Source organism: Streptomyces sp. TLI_105, assembly GCF_900105415.1.
GTDB lineage: Bacteria > Actinomycetota > Actinomycetes > Streptomycetales > Streptomycetaceae > Streptomyces.
Map to the genome: position 1 here is coordinate 6,477,148 of NZ_FNSM01000001.1, position 15,322 is coordinate 6,492,469.

Genomic DNA, 15,322 nt, shown 5'->3' on the forward strand with positions numbered 1-15,322 from the left:
CAGATGTATTCGGACAGTCACCGTCAACCCCCGTACGAGTGTGGTGAATCCCGCCGCCGGGATACACGGGTGTCACGATGGAGCGATAGGGTTAACCTGCCCGGGCCGGGTGCCCTTGTACGGGTGGGGAGTGACATGGAACAGATAGCAATGCGCAGCAGGCCGCGAGTGCCTGCCATCACCTGCGGAAGCAGCGCGACCAGTTCGCGGCTCGACCGCCATCTCGCGGTGCTCGGCGGCCCCGCCGTGCCCCAGCGCGAAGTGGCCGAGGCGACGCTGCTCATGCGGGAACTGACGACGCGTACGCGCGAGGTGCCGGTGCACAGCCACCGCAGCCGCAGCGCGCGGGTCTCGCTCTTCGCCCCGCTCCGCCGCCTGCGCCGCTCGCTCTTCGGCACGCGCCGCTAGGGCCCCGACCGCGACCCCGCCGGACGTGTCCCCGCCCGTCCGGCGTTCCGTCGTGCCCGGGGCCCGCCCGGCACCCGGAGGGCCCCGCCCCGCTCCCCGTCAGGCGATCACCCCCGCGTCCCGCAGCTCCTTCACCTCCGCCTCCGGCACCCCGAGCTCGGCGAGCACCTCGTCCGTGTCCTGTCCGAGAGCCGGGATCCGGTCCATCCGCGGCTCCGGCGCGTCCGGGAACACGACCGGCGGCAGCAGCGCCCGCAGCGGCCCCACCGGGGACTCCACCTCCCGCCACCGGTCACGCGCCGTCAGCTGCGGGTGATCCGCCAGCTCCGCGACCGAGTTGAGCCGGGCGCAGGCGATGCCCGCCGCGTCCAGCCGCGCCAGCGCCTCGGCCGCCGTCAGCGGGGCGAGCGCCGCCGCGACCACCGCGTCCGTCGCCGCACGCCCCGCCACCCGGGCCGTGTTCGTCGCGAACGCCGGGTCGTCGGCCAGCTCGGGCCGGCCGAGGACCCGCTCGGCGAGCCGCCGCCACTCCCGGTCGTTCTGCACGGAGAGCAGGACGAGACCGTCCGTCGTCGGATAGGCGTCGTACGGGGCGATCACCGCGTGCGCGAGCCCCGTGCGCGCCGGGGCCGCGCCCCCGTGCATCCCGTGGTGCAGCGGGTGCCCCATCCACTCGGCCAGCGAGTCGAGCAGGGAGACCTCCACCGGACCGCCCCGACCGGTCGTGCCGCGCCGGACGAGGGCGGCGAGGACACCGGAGAAGGCGTACATCCCGGCGGCGATGTCGGCGGCCGGAATCCCCGACTTGACGGGCTGCTCGGGCGTGCCGGTCACCGACACCAGGCCCGCCTCGCACTGCACGAGCATGTCGTAGGCCCGCTTGTGCGCGTACGGTCCCTCCGCCCCGTACCCCGAGACGTCCACCGCGATCAGCCACGGGTGCGCCGCGCACAGGGTGGCGGCGTCGAGGCCGAGGCGGGCCGCCGCCCCCTGCGCCAGGTTCTGCACGAAGACGTCGGCGCCGGCCACCATCCGCCGGACGAGCGCCAGGCCCCGGGGGTCCTTGAGGTCGACCGCCACCGACTCCTTGCCGCGGTTGCACCACACGAAGTGGGAGGCGAGGCCCCGGGCGGCCGTGTCGTACCCCCGGGCGAAGTCCCCGCCGTCGGGGCGCTCGATCTTGACGACGCGGGCGCCGAGGTCGGCGAGCTGGCGGGTGGCGAAGGGCGCGGCGACGGCCTGCTCGACGGCGACGACCGTGACCCCGGCCAGGGGAAGGGGCTGGGCGCCGTGGGGGAGGGGCTGAGTGTTCATGACCGCTCTGCCTACCGTGCCGGTGCGCCTCCTGTCATCAGGGGGTGCGTCACGCGGGCCCGTCACCCCCGGGCGTACCTGCGCACCGCGAGCGGGGCGAAGACGGCGAGGAGGCCGAGCGACCAGAGCAGCGCGCCCGCGACCGGGTGGGCCACCGGCCAGGCCGCGTCCGCCGGGACCGGCGCGTTGCCGAACAGCTCGCGGACCGCCGTGGTGACCGCCGAGACGGGGTTCCACTCGGAGACCGTCCGCAGCCAGGCGGGCATGCCGTCGGTCGGGATGTACGCGTTGGAGAGCAGCGGCAGCATGAAGGCGCCGCTGCCCAGCTGCCCGGCCGCCTCCTCGCTCTTCGAGACCAGGCCGAGCAGGATGCCGACCCAGGTCGTCGCGAAGCGGAAGAGGAGCAGCAGGGCGAAGCCGCCCAGGGCCTCGGGGAGCGTGCCCTCGATCCGCCAGCCCATGGCGAGGCCGACCAGGATCAGCGGGACGGTGCCGACCGCGCTCGCGAGCAGGTCGGCGAGGGCCTGCCCGAGGGGGACGGCGGCCCGGCTCACGGGCAGGGTCCGGAAGCGGTCCATGACGCCCCGGTGGGAGTCCTGCGCGGCCTGGAGCATGCCGGTCATCAGACCGCCCGCCGCCGTCGCCGCGAGCATGCCGGGCACCAGGAAGGCCCGGTACCCGGCCCCGGGGGCGGCGAGCGCGCTGCCGAGGACGTACCCGAAGAAGAGCAGGAAGACGATCGGCATCGTCTGTGTCATGACCGTGATCGCGGGCGCGTGCCTGATCCGCTGGAGATGGCGGCCGAGGACGGCGGTCCCGTCGTGCGCGAGGGCGCTCACGCGACGAGCTCCTTCCGGTCGGTGAGGCGCAGGAACACCTCGTCGAGGGTGGGCGGGCGCAGGGAGGCGTCGACGAGGTGGACCCCGGCCGCGTCGATCTCGCGGACGATCCGGGGGAGGGTGAGCGTGGTGTCCGTGGTCACCGCGCCCACCGTGCGCCGCTCGGCGTCCAGCACCGGCGCCGAGCCGGTCAGCTGGTCGAGGACGCCCGCGGCCGCTTCGAGGGACGACGGGTCGGCGACGACGACCTCGGCGTAGCTGCCGACGAGCGCCTTCAGTTCGGCCGGGGTGCCGCGCTGCGCGGCCCGTCCCTCGTCGATCAGCACGATGTCGTCGGCGAGCCGGTCGGCCTCCTCCAGGTACTGCGTGGTCAGCAGCACGGTCGTGCCCTGGTCCGCCAACTCCCGCACGGCGTCCCAGATCCCGTTGCGGCTGTGCGGGTCGAGGCCGGTCGTGGGCTCGTCCAGGAAGAGCACCCGCGGCGGCACGATCAGACTCGCGGCCAGGTCGAGGCGGCGCCGCATGCCGCCGGAATAGGTGCGGGCGGGCCGTCCGGCCGCCGTGGCCAGGCCGAACCGCTCCAGGAGCTCGTCGGCGCGGGAGCGCGGGGCGCGCAGGAGCCGGGCGAAGAGCCGCAGGTTCTCGGCGCCCGTGAGGTCGCCGTCGACCGAGGCGTACTGCCCGGTGACCGCGATCCGCTTCCGCACCCCCGCCGGGTCGCGCACCACGTCGTGGCCCGCGACCAGCGCGCTTCCCGCGTCGGGCGCGACCAGGGTGGTGAGGACGCGGACGGCGGTGGTCTTGCCGGCGCCGTTGGGCCCGAGGACGCCGCAGACCGTGCCCTCGGGGACGGCGAGGTCGAGGCCGCGGAGGGCGTGGACGTCGCCGTAACGCTTCCGCAGGCCTTCACTAAGTACAGCGTACGTAGTCGTCATGGCGTGACCATACCCCACTACGTACGGTGTACGTAACTACGATGGGGAGCGAGGTGATGATCCATGGCGGGCCGAGCGGCCGAACCGGAAGTGATCTGGACGCGGCCCGAGCGCGCGGGCCGCGGCCCGAAACCGGCCTACAGCCGGCGTGACATCGTGGACGCGGCCGTCCGCATCGCCGACGCCGACGGCATCGACGCGGTCTCCATGCGCCGCGTCGCCGCCGAACTCGGCTGCGGCACCATGTCGCTCTACAACTACGTCCCCCGCAAGGAGGACCTGTACGAGCTGATGGTCGACGCGGTCAGCGGGGAGTACGAGCTCCCCGAGGAGCCCAGCGGCGACTGGCGCGCCGACATGACCGCGATCGCCCACCAGAGCCGCGCGATCATGTACCGCCACCCCTGGCTGGCCCGGGTGATGACCACCGCCTACGGCTTCAGCCCCAACGCCCTGCGCTTCCTGGAGTGGTGCCTCGGCTGCCTCGCCCCCCTGGACCAGCCCGCCGGGCTCAAGATGCAGCTGATCGCCATGGTCAACGGCACGGTCATGGCCACCGTCGCCAACGAGCAGGCCGTCGCCGAACGGGCCCGCGGACTGCCCTGGTCCGAGGAGGAGGAGCAGGCGGTGCGCGGCGCCTACCTCATGGGACAGGTGGCGAGCGGCCGGTACCCGCACCTCGCCGCACTGCTCGCCGAGGCCCCCGCCGCTCCCGTCGACGCGGACGAGATCTTCACGATGACCATCGCCCGCCTCCTGGAGTCCTTCGCGCCGGACGGCGGCCGATGACGCTCAGAGGAGCATGAACTGCCCCTCCGGGCCCTCCTCCTGATGGTCGAGGACGGAGGCGGGGCGGCGGGACCAGGACGGGGCGGGAAGGATCCCGGCCGCGGCGAGGTCCGCCCGGTCGAGGCCTCCGGCCGCGAGCGCCGCGCGCTCCGGCTCCCGGGCCCCGAGCAGCGCGAGCACGGTGACCAGGTCGAGCAGCTCCGAGGTCCACTCCTGCGGCCAGGCGGCCGGCCCGAGCGCCTCCAGGGAGCCGGGCTCCGCCGGGGCCGTCCGGTGTGCGAACCACTGCTCCAGGACCCGCACACCGCCGACCCGGTACTCCCAGGCCTCCGCCGGTACGGGCGAGATCCGACCCCCGTCGAGGACCAGCGCCTCGTCCTCGGAGTCGTACGTCATCGTCGTCGGCCGCGCCGGGACCGCCGCCCGCACATAGGGCCGCCGCCCACCCGGCAGCCGGGGCCTCGTCCCGCTCAGGGCGCCGCGCAGCTGCACGTCGGCGAGCTCCCGGCCGAGCGCCACGCCCGCCGACCACACCTCCGGGTCCCCGGGCAGCGGGACGCGGCACCCGGCGGGGGAGGGGAGCGCCGCCGCCACCGTCCACGCCAGCCAGTCGTGGGCGTCGACCTCGCGCCCGTACCGCTCGCCGAGGAAGTCCAGGAGACCGGGCGCGAGATTGGGCTCCCGGCCCCCGGGGCGCCGGAACAGCGGCCGGATGCGGCCCGGACGGCCCGCCGGGGAGCGGCCCTCCGGCAGCGCCGCCGTCACCAGGAGCGCGGGACCGGCCGCCCCCGGCACGTACCCCTGCTCGACGGCGAAGAGCTGCGGCTCCCCGGCGACCCGCCACAGCTCCGGGCGGGCGGTGTCGATCAGCCGGTGGTCCGGCAGCAGCCACTGCTCGTCGAACGGCCCGTGCGCCACCCGCACCGGCTCCGGGCACGGCCCCGTCTCGCGCGCGAAGCGCGTGGTGCCGGTCCGCTGCCCGGGCAGCGCGCCCACCGCGCTCGCCGGGGTCCTCGCCCGGCTCGGCCGGAACAGCGCCTCCCGCTCGGCGCCCTCGGCGGCAACGAGCCGGTCCCAGCGGATCCGCAGGGTGCGGGCGTCGGGGGCGACGATCCATGACCGGCCGAACCGCAGCGGGGCCACGGACCACGGCATCAGCTCGTCGAGGAGAGGCGGGGCGTCATCCGCGCGGGGGGCTTCCGTCACGCCCCGCATGCTAACGACCGCCCTCAGTGGGCTTCCACCGTCCGTGCGCTTCCACCGTCCGTGCGTCTCGACGGTCGGTGCGCTTCGGTGGTTGATGCGCTTCGGCGGTCGGCGGCCTTCGGTGGTCGGTGCGCCTTCCACGGTCGGTGCGCTTCGGTGGTCGGTGCGCCTTCCATGGTCAGTGCGCTTCGGTGGTCAGTGCGCTTCGACCGTGACCGTGAAGGAGAAGCGGTCGCCCCGGTAACGGATGCGGGCCACGTCGACGACCCGGCCGTCGTCGTCGTAGGTCACGCCCGTGTAGTGGAGGATCGGCGAGAGCAGCGGGACCTGGAGCAGGGTCGCCGTCTCCGGGTCCGCGAGACGGGCCTCGACCGTGTCCGTGATGCGGCTGATCCGCACCCCGACCACGTCCCGCAGCACCTTCGTCATCGGCCAGCGCTCCAGATCGGCCGGGTCGATCGCGGCGGCGAGCTCGGGCCGCACCGCGTTCTCCGCCCAGTTGGTCGGCTCGCCGCTCTCCCCGTCGCTGCGCAGCCGCCGGTACGCCACGACCTCCGGCACGTCCGGGAAGTACTCCGCGAGCTCCCCGGGCACCGGCTCCGTGCCGTGCCCGAGGACCGTCGTCCGCTCGCCCGACTGCTGGGCCACGATCGCGTCGATCGAGCCGAGCAGCCGGCGCGGCGTGGACCGCCGGGCGCCCGGCTCGATGAAGGTGCCGCGCCGCCGGTGCCGGCTGATCAGGCCCTCCTCCTCCAGTTCCTTGAGGGCCTGGCGCATGGTCAGCACGCTCACGCCGTAGTGGGCCGCGAGCTGCTCCTCGGTGGGCAGTCGCAGCGAGGCGTCGGACGTGCGGCCCAGTATCGAGGCGCGCAGCGACTGCGAGACCTGATACCAGAGCGGCAGCTTGCGGTTCAGGACCAGCGAGTCGGGAGCGAAGGCGGTCACGGGTTCTCCGTACGAAGGCTACGGGCTTACGGCCGAGACATTACGGCCGGAAGTGGCGCTCAAGACCCTGCCATACGTCGTCGTATCCCTTCTGCAGGTGGTCGGCGCCCGCCGCCTGCGGGGTCGTGGTCACCGGCCAGCGGGTCTCGAACATGAAGGCGAGACCGTCGTCGATCTTCTGCGGCTTCAGCTCGGCGGCGCTGGCCTTGTCGAAGGTCTCCCGGTCGGGGCCGTGCGCGGACATCATGTTGTGCAGCGAGCCGCCGCCGGGCACGAACCCCCCTTCACCGGCGGTCTTGGCGTCGTACGCGCCCTCGATGAGGCCCATGTACTCGCTCATCACGTTCCGGTGGAAGTACGGGGGCCGGAAGGTGTCCTCGCCGACCAGCCAGCGCGGGGCGAAGACCACGAAGTCGACGCCCGCGAGCCCGGGGGTGTCGGAGGGGGAGGTGAGGACCGTGAAGATCGACGGGTCGGGGTGGTCGTAGGAGATCGTCCCGATGACGTTGAAGCGGCGCAGGTCGTAGACGTACGGGGTGTGGTTGCCGTGCCAGGCGACGACGTCCAGCGGCGAGTGGCCGTACGTCGCCGACCAGAGGTTGCCGCAGTACTTGTTGACCACCTCGACCGGGCCCTCGACGTCCTCGTAGGCGGCGACCGGGGCGCGGAAGTCACGGGCGTTGGCGAGACCGTTCGCGCCGATCGGGCCGAGGTCCGGGAGCTGGAACGGGGAGCCGTAGTTCTCGCAGACGTAACCGCGGGCCGTCTCGTCGAGGAGCTCGACGCGGAAGCGGACACCGCGCGGGATCAGCGCCACCTCGCCCGGGTGTGCGGCGAGCAGGCCCAGCTCGGTGCGGAGGAGGAGGCCGCCGCGCTCCGGGACGATCAGTAGCTCGCCGTCGGCGTCGCCGAAGACCCGCTCCATGGAGGCGTTGGCGTGGTAGAGGTGCACGGCCATGCCGGTGCGCTGGGTCGCGTCGCCGTTGCCGCCGAGGGTCCACAGGCCGGCCAGCCAGTCGGTGCCGGGCGCCGGCTCGGGCAGCGGGTTCCAGCGCAGCCGGTTCGGGTCGGGCACGGTCTCGGTGAAGGGGGCGCCGGCGAGGGTGCCGTTGTCGATCCGGGTGAACGGCGGGTGCGCGGCCGAGGGGCGGATCCGGTAGAGCCAGGAGCGGCGGTTGTGGGACCGCGGCTCGGTGAAGGCGCTTCCGCTGAGCTGCTCGGCGTAGAGGCCGAGGGGTGCGCGCTGCGGCGAGTTACGGCCGTCCGGCAGTGCGCCGGGGACCGCCTCCGAGCTGTGCTCGTTGCCGAAACCGGTGCTGTAGGTGAGCGCCTCGGCCGTCTTCCTGGCCTGCTCCGTGGTCATCGACCGCTCCTGTCCTGAGCCCGCAAGGGAATCCTATGTATGACCGTAGGATTCCGTGCGCCCCGCGTCAATGGCACACCCGAGACCCGTGGGGGGCCGCCGCGTGCGCAGGGGGATCGATGCGCGCACAGGGGGTCCCAAAAGGTGAACATTGCTCTACTCTCACGCGCATGTCGTGGACCCGAAGGTTCGTCTCCGTGCTCTCGGTCGTGCTCGTGGCCCTCGCCGCGGCCCTGTTCACCGCTCCTCTCGCCCAGGCCCACGAGGAACGGCCCGTCACCCTCCCCGACGGAACCGGCAGCGTGCCGGAACTCCGCACGGGCGAACCCGACCTCCTCGTCTGCAAGACCGACCGCGCCGACTTCGAACGCCGCGTCTCCGGCTTCCCGGCCGCCCTCAAGGCCCGCAACCTCGCCCTCTTCGAACGCTGCCTCCGCACCGGCCACCGCCACCTCCAGCAGGCCGTCGACGCCGTCGACCGGCCCGGCCTCACCATCGCGATCCTCCCCGGCCTCTACGAGGAGGAGCCCTCCCTGCCGCCGCCCACCGGCGCCTGCGCCACCCTCAAGGCCCGGAAGTCCGCGCTGGGATACCAGATCCTCAGCTACGCACAGCAGCTGCGATGCCCGCACAACCAGAACCTGGTCGCGATCCTCGGCAAGAAGAACCTCCAGATCGAAGGCACCGGCGCCTCCCGCCTCGACGTCGTCATCGACGCCAAGTACCGGAAACTCAACGCCCTCCGCGCCGACGGCTCCGACGGCGTCTACTTCCGCAACTTCACCGCCCAGCGCACCACCTTCAACTCGCTGTACGTACTCGCCGCCGACGGCTTCGTCATCGACGACGTCCTCACCCGCTGGAACGACGAGTACGGCTTCCTGACCTTCGCCTCCGACCACGGCCTCTACAAGAACTGCGAGTCCTACGGGAACGGCGACTCCGGCATCTACCCCGGCTCGGCCTCGAACATCAACGACGGCCACGGCTACGACGTCCCCCGCTACTCCATCGAGATCACCGGCTGCCGCAGCCACCACAATATGGTCGGCTACTCCGGCACCGCCGGGGACTCCGTCTGGGTCCACGACAACGAGCTCGACCACAACATGGGCGGCGCCTCCATGGACTCCGCCTTCCCCGGCCACCCCGGACTGCCCCAGAACCACGCCCGCTTCGAACGCAACCTGATCCACGACAACAACCAGAACTACTACCCGTACGTCGCCGACGGCACCTGCGCCAAGCCGCCCGTCGACCGCGGCTACGAACAGGGCGTCGTCTGCCCCCAGATCTCCATGCCGCCCGGCACCGGCATCATCACCGCCGGCGGCAACTGGAACCTCTACGAGAACAACTGGGTCTACGGCCACCAGCGCGCCGCCTTCTTCCTCAGCGCCGTCCCCGCCTTCATCCGCGGCGAGTCCGCCTGGGACAAGCAGACCGACACCTCCCACCACAACCGCTACGCCGGCAACCACCTCGGCGTCGACAAGGCCGGCCACGCCCGCCCCAACCGCACCGACGTCTGGTGGGACGGCCAGGGCGGAGGCAACTGCTGGCAGTCCGACGTCGGCGCCGCCACCCCCGGCGCCCCGCCCGCCTGCGGCACCCGCCGCGGCGAGGTCTCCGGCTCCACCGACCGGCTCGTCGGAGAACCCGTCAAACTCGCCCAGCTCCTCGTCTGCGCCGACTACAACGTCCAGGCACGCCGCCTCCCGGCAGGCTGCGACTGGTACGGCGCCCGCGGCCTCCAGCGCGTCGAGACCCAACTCGCCCTCGGCAGCGCCCTCGTCCTCGCCCTCGCCGGCGGCGCCCTCTGGTGGCGCCGGCTGCGCGGCCACCGGCTCGCCGGCGCGGCCACCCTCCTGGGCCTCGTCGGCCTCGCCCTCGACGTCGCCGGCTCGACCCTCGCCCTCACCCCGACCGTCCTCCCCTCCGTCGCGCTGCTCCTCACGGGCGTGTGGTGGACCCTCGTCGGCCTCGCCCTGCGCCCCGCCCGCCCCGCCCTCGCCTGGACCACGGTGGCCCTCGGCGCCCTCACCCTGCTCGACGCCTTCGACAAGGCGGTCCTCATGCTCCCCGGCCTCCCCGTCGGCCCCGCCTGGCTCCGCCTCCTGCTCGGCGTCGTCTGGGTGCTGTGGGCGGTGGTCGCGGCCGGCACCCGCACCGACCGCACCGCCGAGCCACCGGCCGACCCCGCCGCCGACCAGCCGGAAACGGTGACGGCATGACACCCCACCACCCCGCCGCACCCCGGGTCGCCGCACCCCGCCCCGCCGCACCCCAGACCGGCGCACCCCGCCCTGCCGCCCTCCGGGCCGCCGTTGCCCGGAGCGTCGCCGTCCTGATCGCCACCGTTCTGCTCCTGGCGGGCTGCGGTGGTCGGCCCACCACCCACCACAGACCCGGCACCAGCCACCAGGAGGCCACCGGCGACAGCGGCACCCTGCTCCCGGCCCGGGACGAGAGGGGACACCGGCTCCGTGAACTCCCCGCGGCGGACGCGCCCACCGTCAGGGCCGAAGCCCGCCCCGACTCCGAGGGCGGCTGGAACGTCCACCTCGCGGTGGAGAGGTTCCGCTTCACCCCGGAGAGCACCGGCGGCGCGGCCCTCCCGGGCCGCGGCCACGCCCGCCTCCTCGTCGACGGCCGGGAGACCGCTCGCCTGTACGGCCCCTGGGGCTACGTCCCGCCCGGCGCCCACACCCTGACCGTCCGGCTCCACGCGGACGACCACACCGTCTGGGCCGTCGCCGGCACCCCCGTCCAGGCCACCGTCCGCCTCGGCGCCACCCCTTCCACCTCCACCCCCACGGCCTCCGCCCCTTCCGCTCCCACCGCCTCGGCCGCTTCCTCCGCCCCCGCTTCCTCCGCGCCGCCGAGCCCCCGGCCCACCGGGCCCGGCCGGACCGTCACCCTCACCATCACGGGGACGACCGTCCAACCACCTCCCTCCCGCATCGAGTTGAAGAAGGGCGAGCTCCTCACCCTCCGCGTCACCGGCGACCGCGCCGACACCCTCCACGTACACGGCTACGACCGTGAACTGCCCCTCTCTCCCGGCACGACCGCCACCCTCACCCTCACGGTCGACCGCACCGGCCTCTTCGAGGTCGAGACCCACGACTCCGGCCTCGTGCTGACCCAACTCGTCGTCCGATGACGGCCGTCACCGCCGCCCACCTCGCGGCCTCCGCCCACGCCGGGTCCCTCGGGCTCCCGCTCGCCCACGGCGTGGGCTCCCGGCACGACCTCCCCCTCTCTCCCTTCTACGCCTACGCCGGAGCCTTCACCGCCCTCCTCTTCTCCTTCCTCGCCCTCGGACTGCTCTGGTCCTCCTCCCGCTTCCGAGGCGACCTCTCCGGCCGCCCGCTCCCCGCCGTCCTCCAGCGGATCGCCGACGCCCCCACCACCCGCGGCGCCCTCCGCCTCCTCGGTGCCGCCACCGCACTCGTCTTCCTCCTCCACCTCCTCCTCGGCCCCGACGACCCGGACCGCAACCCCGCACCCGGCGCCCTCTACGTCCTCCTCTGGGTCGGACTCGTCCCCGCCTCCCTCCTCCTCGGCCCCGTCTGGCGCCTCCTCAACCCCCTGCGCGCCCTCCACGCCCTCCACCCGCCACGGAAGCCGCGCCCCCTGCCCGCCGCGCTCGGCATCCGGCCCGCCGCCGCCGGGCTCCTCCTCTTCACCTGGCTGGAGCTCGTCGCCCCCGACAACACCTCCTCCACCACCCTCCTGATCGCCCTCGCCGCCCACACCGCCGTCCAACTCCTGGGCGCCGCCCGCCACGGCGACCGGTGGTTCGCCCACGCCGACCCCTTCGAGGTCTACTCCTCCCTTCTCGCCCGGCTCTCACCCCTCGGCCGCCGCACCGACGGCCGCCTGGTCCTGCGCTCCCCCTTCCACGGCCTCGACGCCACCCCGCAGACCCCCGGGCTCGTCGCCACCGTCTGCGTCCTCCTCGGCTCCACCGCCTACGACGGCCTCTCCGACAACCCCCGCTGGATCACCACCCTCCAGACCTCCCCCCTCGGCCCCGTCCCCACCGCCACGCTCGGCCTCCTCGCCACCGTCGCCCTCGCCGCCGCCTGCTACGGCCTCTGCGCCGGTGCCCTGCGCCTGATGAACCCCGGACTCACCACTCCGCTCACCTCCTTCGCCCATTCGCTCCTGCCCATCGCCCTCGGCTATCTCACGGCCCACTACTTCTCACTTCTCGTGACCGAAGGACCACGTACCGTCATCTTGGCAGGGGGCACTGACAACGCCCCCTCGCCCGCTCCACCACTGGGTCCCGGGGGCCTCGCCACCCTTCAGGTCGTCGCGGTCGTCACCGGCCACGTCCTCGGTGTCGTCGCCGCGCACGACCGGTCCGTGCGCCTCCTCCCGCCCGCCCGAGCCGTCGCCGGCCAACTCCCCCTGTTCGCGCTGATGATCGCGTACACCCTTGGCGGCATCGGCCTGCTGATCGCCTGATCCGGACCGGAGCGGCATCATGGACCCCGTGTCCAAGACCCGCCCCCGAACCCAGCCGGCGCTCCGCCGCGCACCCGTGCAGCAGCGCAGCGCCGAGCGGCTGGCCCGGATCCTCGACGCCTGCGCCGTACTCCTCGACGAGACCGGGTACGAGCAGTTGAGCACCCGTGCCGTCGCCGCCCGGGCCGGCGTCCCCATCGGTTCCGTCTACCGCTTCTTCGGCAACAAGCGGGCGATGGTCGCCGCCCTCGCCCACCGGAACCTCGACCGGTACGCCGAGCGGGTCTCGGAGCGGCTCGCCGAGGCGCCGATCCTCGACGCGCACGGCGCCATCGACGGCGTCCTCGACGAGTTCATCGAGATGAAGCGGACCGTCCCGGGGTTCGCGCTCGTCGACTTCGGCGTGCCCGCCGCCGCTCCCGGAGAAGCCGCGGCGGACGGCCCGGCAGGCGGTCCGGCGGACGGCCCGGTCGAGGCCGTCGTCGAGGACCCCAACCGGCTCGTCGCCGAACGGATCTGCGGGCTCCTCGCCACCCATCTGGGCCGCGCCGCCGACGAGGAGCTGCACCGGAAGGTCCTCGTCGGCGTCGAGACCGCCGACGCCTTGGTCCGGCTGGCCTTCCGCGCGGATCCCGCCGGGGACCCGGCGCTCGTCGCCGAGACGCGGTGCCTGCTCCACGCGTATCTGGCGCCCTCCCTCTCCTGACCTTCCGCAGACCCCTCCCGCCCGTGCCTACCGGTCGGTAGGCTCGGCGTCACCCGACGCACCCAGGGAGACGCCATGCCCACCGCCCTGCGCATCTGCCCCCTCTGCGAAGCGACCTGCGGACTCACCCTGACGCTCGACGGGAGTCGCGTCACCGGGGCGCGCGGCGACCGCGACGACGTCTTCAGTCAGGGGTTCATCTGCCCCAAGGGCGCCTCCTTCCCCGAGATCGACTCCGACCCCGACCGGCTCCGCGCCCCCCTGGTCCGCAAGGACGGCAGACTCCAGGAGGCCACCTGGGCCGAGGCGTTCGACACGATCGCCGCCCGAATCCGCCCGATCATCGAGGAGTACGGGCCGGACTCCGTGGGTATCGTCCTGGGCAACCCCAATGCGCACACGATCGCCGGCGCCCTCTACCCACCCCTGCTGATCGGCGCGTTGCGCACCCGGAACCTCTTCACCGCCTCCACGCTCGACCAGATGCCCAAGCACGTCTCCAGTGGCCTGCTCTTCGGAGACCCGTTCGCCGTCCCCGTGCCGGACCTGGACCGCACCGACCACCTGCTGATCCTCGGAGCCAACCCGCTGGACTCCAACGGCAGCCTGTGCACCGCCCCCGACTTCCCCGGCAGGCTCAAGGCGCTGCGCCGGCGCGGCGGCACCCTCACCGTCGTCGACCCCCGGCGCACCCGCACCGCCCGCCTCGCCGACCGGCACGTCGCGATCCGCCCCGGCGCCGACGCGCTGCTCCTCGCCGCCCTCGTCCACACCCTCTTCGACGAGGACCTCACCGACCTCGGCCCGCTCGCCGCCCATGTGGAGGGCGTCGAGGAGGTACGGACCGCGGTGCGGGAGTTCAGCCCCGAGGCGGTCGCCGCCGCCTGCGACGTGGACGCGGACACCATCCGCGCCCTCGCCCGGGAGCTCGCCGCCGCGCCCACCGCCGCCGTCTACGGGCGGATGGGCAGCTCCACCGTGGCGTACGGCAGCCTCGCCAACTGGCTCGTCGACGTCCTCAACGTCCTCACCGGCAACCTCGACCGGCCCGGCGGCGCGCTCTTCCCGCTCTCCGCCACCGCGCCCGCGCCCCGCCCCGCGGGACCCGGCAGGGGCTTCGCCCTCGGCCGCCGGCACAGCAGGGTCTCGCGCCACCCCGAGGTCAAGGGCGAGTTGCCGCTCGTCGCCCTCGCCGAGGAGATCGAGACGCCGGGGGAGGGGCGCATCCGCGCGGTGATCACCGTCGCCGCCAACCCCGTCCTCTCCGCCCCCGACGGGGACCGCCTCGACGCGGCCCTCGGCTCCCTCGACCTGATGGTCGCCGTCGACCCGTACCTCAACGAGACCACCCGCCACGCCGACGTCCTGCTGCCCCCGCCGCCGCCCTCCCGGAGCGCCCACTTCGACTTCGCCTTCAACTCCTTCGCCGTCCGCGACCAGGCCCGCTACACGCAGGCGGCCGTCCCCCTCGAAGCGGACCGCATGGACGAGTGCGAGATCCACGCCCGGCTGATCCTCGCCGTCTCCGGGATGCACGGCGCCCCGCCGTCCGCCGTCGACGACCTCGCCATCGACACGACCCTCGCCAAGGCCGTGACGCAGGAGCACTCGCCGGCGTACGGCGCGGTTCCCAAGGAGTTCGCCGCCCGGCTCTCCGGCTCCACCGGAGCCGAGCGGCGACTCGACCTGATGCTGCGGCTCGGGCCGTACGGCCTCACCCTCGACGAGTTGAAGGCGCACCCGCACGGTGTCGACCTCGGCCCGCTGAAGCCGCGCCTGCCCGCGCTCCTCAAGACCCGCAGCGGACGGATCGAACTGTTCCCGGAACCCCTCGCCGCCGACCTGCCCCGACTGCGGGCCGCCCTCGACGCCGTGCCGGAGCCGGGGACCCTCCAGCTCGTCGGGCGCAGGCACCTGCGCTCGAACAACAGCTGGCTGCACAACACCCCCGCTCTGGGCGGAGGTTCGAACCGCTGCACCCTCCAGGTGCACCCCCGGGACGCGGAGCGGCTGCGGCTGACCGACGGCGGGGTCGCCCGGGTGAAGGGGGAGGGCGGTGAGGTGGAGGTGCCGGTGGAGGTCACCGACGGCGTGCGGCCGGGCGTCGTCAGCCTCCCGCACGGCTGGGGCCACGACCGGCCGGGGACCCGGCTCGCCGTCGCCTCCACGCGCCCCGGCGTCAACGTCAACCAGCTGCTCGACGGGTCCCGGATCGACCCCCTGTCCGGGACCGCCGTACTGAACGGCTTCCCCGTGGAGGTCTCACCCCTATAGGCCGCCCATGGAGGTCGCCCCGACGATCACCCTTGCCGTGACCTGGGGTTTTGCTCGTATTGCT

The 15,322-nt window shown here is 73.9% G+C and carries 13 protein-coding genes; 7 read left to right on the forward strand and 6 right to left on the reverse strand.

The window, feature by feature from the left end; translation table 11 throughout:
* Positions 1-135: 135 nt before the first annotated feature.
* Positions 136-408 carry a hypothetical protein gene (locus BLW86_RS29605; protein ID WP_093876868.1) on the forward strand — a complete coding sequence of 91 codons (273 nt, stop codon included), beginning with the start codon at positions 136-138 and terminating at the stop codon, positions 406-408.
* A gap of 99 nt (positions 409-507) precedes the next feature.
* On the opposite strand, the gene BLW86_RS29610 is transcribed toward BLW86_RS29605, so the two are convergent.
* From BLW86_RS29610 to BLW86_RS29620, 3 genes are all read right to left on the reverse strand, one after another.
* Positions 508-1,722, reverse strand: a complete 1,215-nt coding sequence (locus tag BLW86_RS29610) for a CaiB/BaiF CoA transferase family protein (protein ID WP_093876869.1) — start codon at positions 1,720-1,722, stop codon at positions 508-510.
* A 62-nt stretch (positions 1,723-1,784) separates the two neighbouring features.
* Complete coding sequence (locus tag BLW86_RS29615; RefSeq protein ID WP_093876870.1) at positions 1,785-2,561, reverse strand: ABC transporter permease; 777 nt, start codon at positions 2,559-2,561, stop codon at positions 1,785-1,787.
* Positions 2,558-3,496, reverse strand: coding sequence for an ATP-binding cassette domain-containing protein (locus BLW86_RS29620; RefSeq protein WP_093876871.1), 939 nt, complete (start codon positions 3,494-3,496; stop codon positions 2,558-2,560). Before BLW86_RS29620 ends, BLW86_RS29615 begins: the two co-directional genes overlap by 4 nt.
* 63 nt (positions 3,497-3,559) lie before the next feature.
* Here BLW86_RS29620 and BLW86_RS29625 point away from each other — a divergent pair, with 63 nt between their 5' ends.
* Entirely contained in the window at positions 3,560-4,285 is a 726-nt protein-coding gene (locus BLW86_RS29625) for a TetR/AcrR family transcriptional regulator (protein ID WP_093876872.1), read from the forward strand.
* 3 nt (positions 4,286-4,288) lie between these two features.
* On the opposite strand, the gene BLW86_RS29630 is transcribed toward BLW86_RS29625, so the two are convergent.
* The 3 genes from BLW86_RS29630 to hmgA all read right to left on the reverse strand — a co-directional run bounded on the left by BLW86_RS29630 (position 4,289) and on the right by hmgA (position 7,799).
* Positions 4,289-5,500, reverse strand: a complete 1,212-nt coding sequence (locus BLW86_RS29630; RefSeq protein WP_093876873.1) for a type ISP restriction/modification enzyme — start codon at positions 5,498-5,500, stop codon at positions 4,289-4,291.
* Between the two features lie 186 nt (positions 5,501-5,686).
* Positions 5,687-6,436 carry a GntR family transcriptional regulator gene (locus tag BLW86_RS29635; protein WP_093876874.1) on the reverse strand — a complete coding sequence of 250 codons (750 nt, stop codon included), beginning with the start codon at positions 6,434-6,436 and terminating at the stop codon, positions 5,687-5,689.
* A gap of 40 nt (positions 6,437-6,476) precedes the next feature.
* Entirely contained in the window at positions 6,477-7,799 is a 1,323-nt protein-coding gene (hmgA, locus tag BLW86_RS29640; protein WP_093876875.1) for a homogentisate 1,2-dioxygenase, read from the reverse strand.
* Between the two features lie 170 nt (positions 7,800-7,969).
* Here hmgA and BLW86_RS29645 point away from each other — a divergent pair, with 170 nt between their 5' ends.
* The 5 genes from BLW86_RS29645 to BLW86_RS29665 all read left to right on the forward strand — a co-directional run bounded on the left by BLW86_RS29645 (position 7,970) and on the right by BLW86_RS29665 (position 15,258).
* The gene (locus BLW86_RS29645; protein ID WP_093876876.1) at positions 7,970-10,033 is read left to right on the forward strand and encodes a right-handed parallel beta-helix repeat-containing protein; all 2,064 of its coding nucleotides are present in this window, start codon (positions 7,970-7,972) and stop codon (positions 10,031-10,033) included.
* Positions 10,030-10,965 (forward strand): cupredoxin domain-containing protein, encoded by a 936-nt coding sequence (locus BLW86_RS29650; RefSeq protein WP_107466147.1) that lies wholly within the window; start codon positions 10,030-10,032, stop codon positions 10,963-10,965. Before BLW86_RS29645 ends, BLW86_RS29650 begins: the two co-directional genes overlap by 4 nt.
* A complete protein-coding gene (locus BLW86_RS29655; RefSeq protein WP_256341465.1) occupies positions 10,962-12,278 on the forward strand; it encodes a hypothetical protein in 1,317 nt (438 codons plus the stop codon). The genes BLW86_RS29650 and BLW86_RS29655 overlap by 4 nt, the downstream gene beginning before the upstream one ends.
* Positions 12,279-12,297: 19 nt before the next feature.
* Positions 12,298-12,984 (forward strand): TetR/AcrR family transcriptional regulator, encoded by a 687-nt coding sequence (locus BLW86_RS29660; protein WP_093876877.1) that lies wholly within the window; start codon positions 12,298-12,300, stop codon positions 12,982-12,984.
* A gap of 75 nt (positions 12,985-13,059) precedes the next feature.
* Positions 13,060-15,258 carry a molybdopterin oxidoreductase family protein gene (locus BLW86_RS29665; protein ID WP_093876878.1) on the forward strand — a complete coding sequence of 733 codons (2,199 nt, stop codon included), beginning with the start codon at positions 13,060-13,062 and terminating at the stop codon, positions 15,256-15,258.
* The last annotated feature ends 64 nt before the right edge of the window (positions 15,259-15,322 follow it).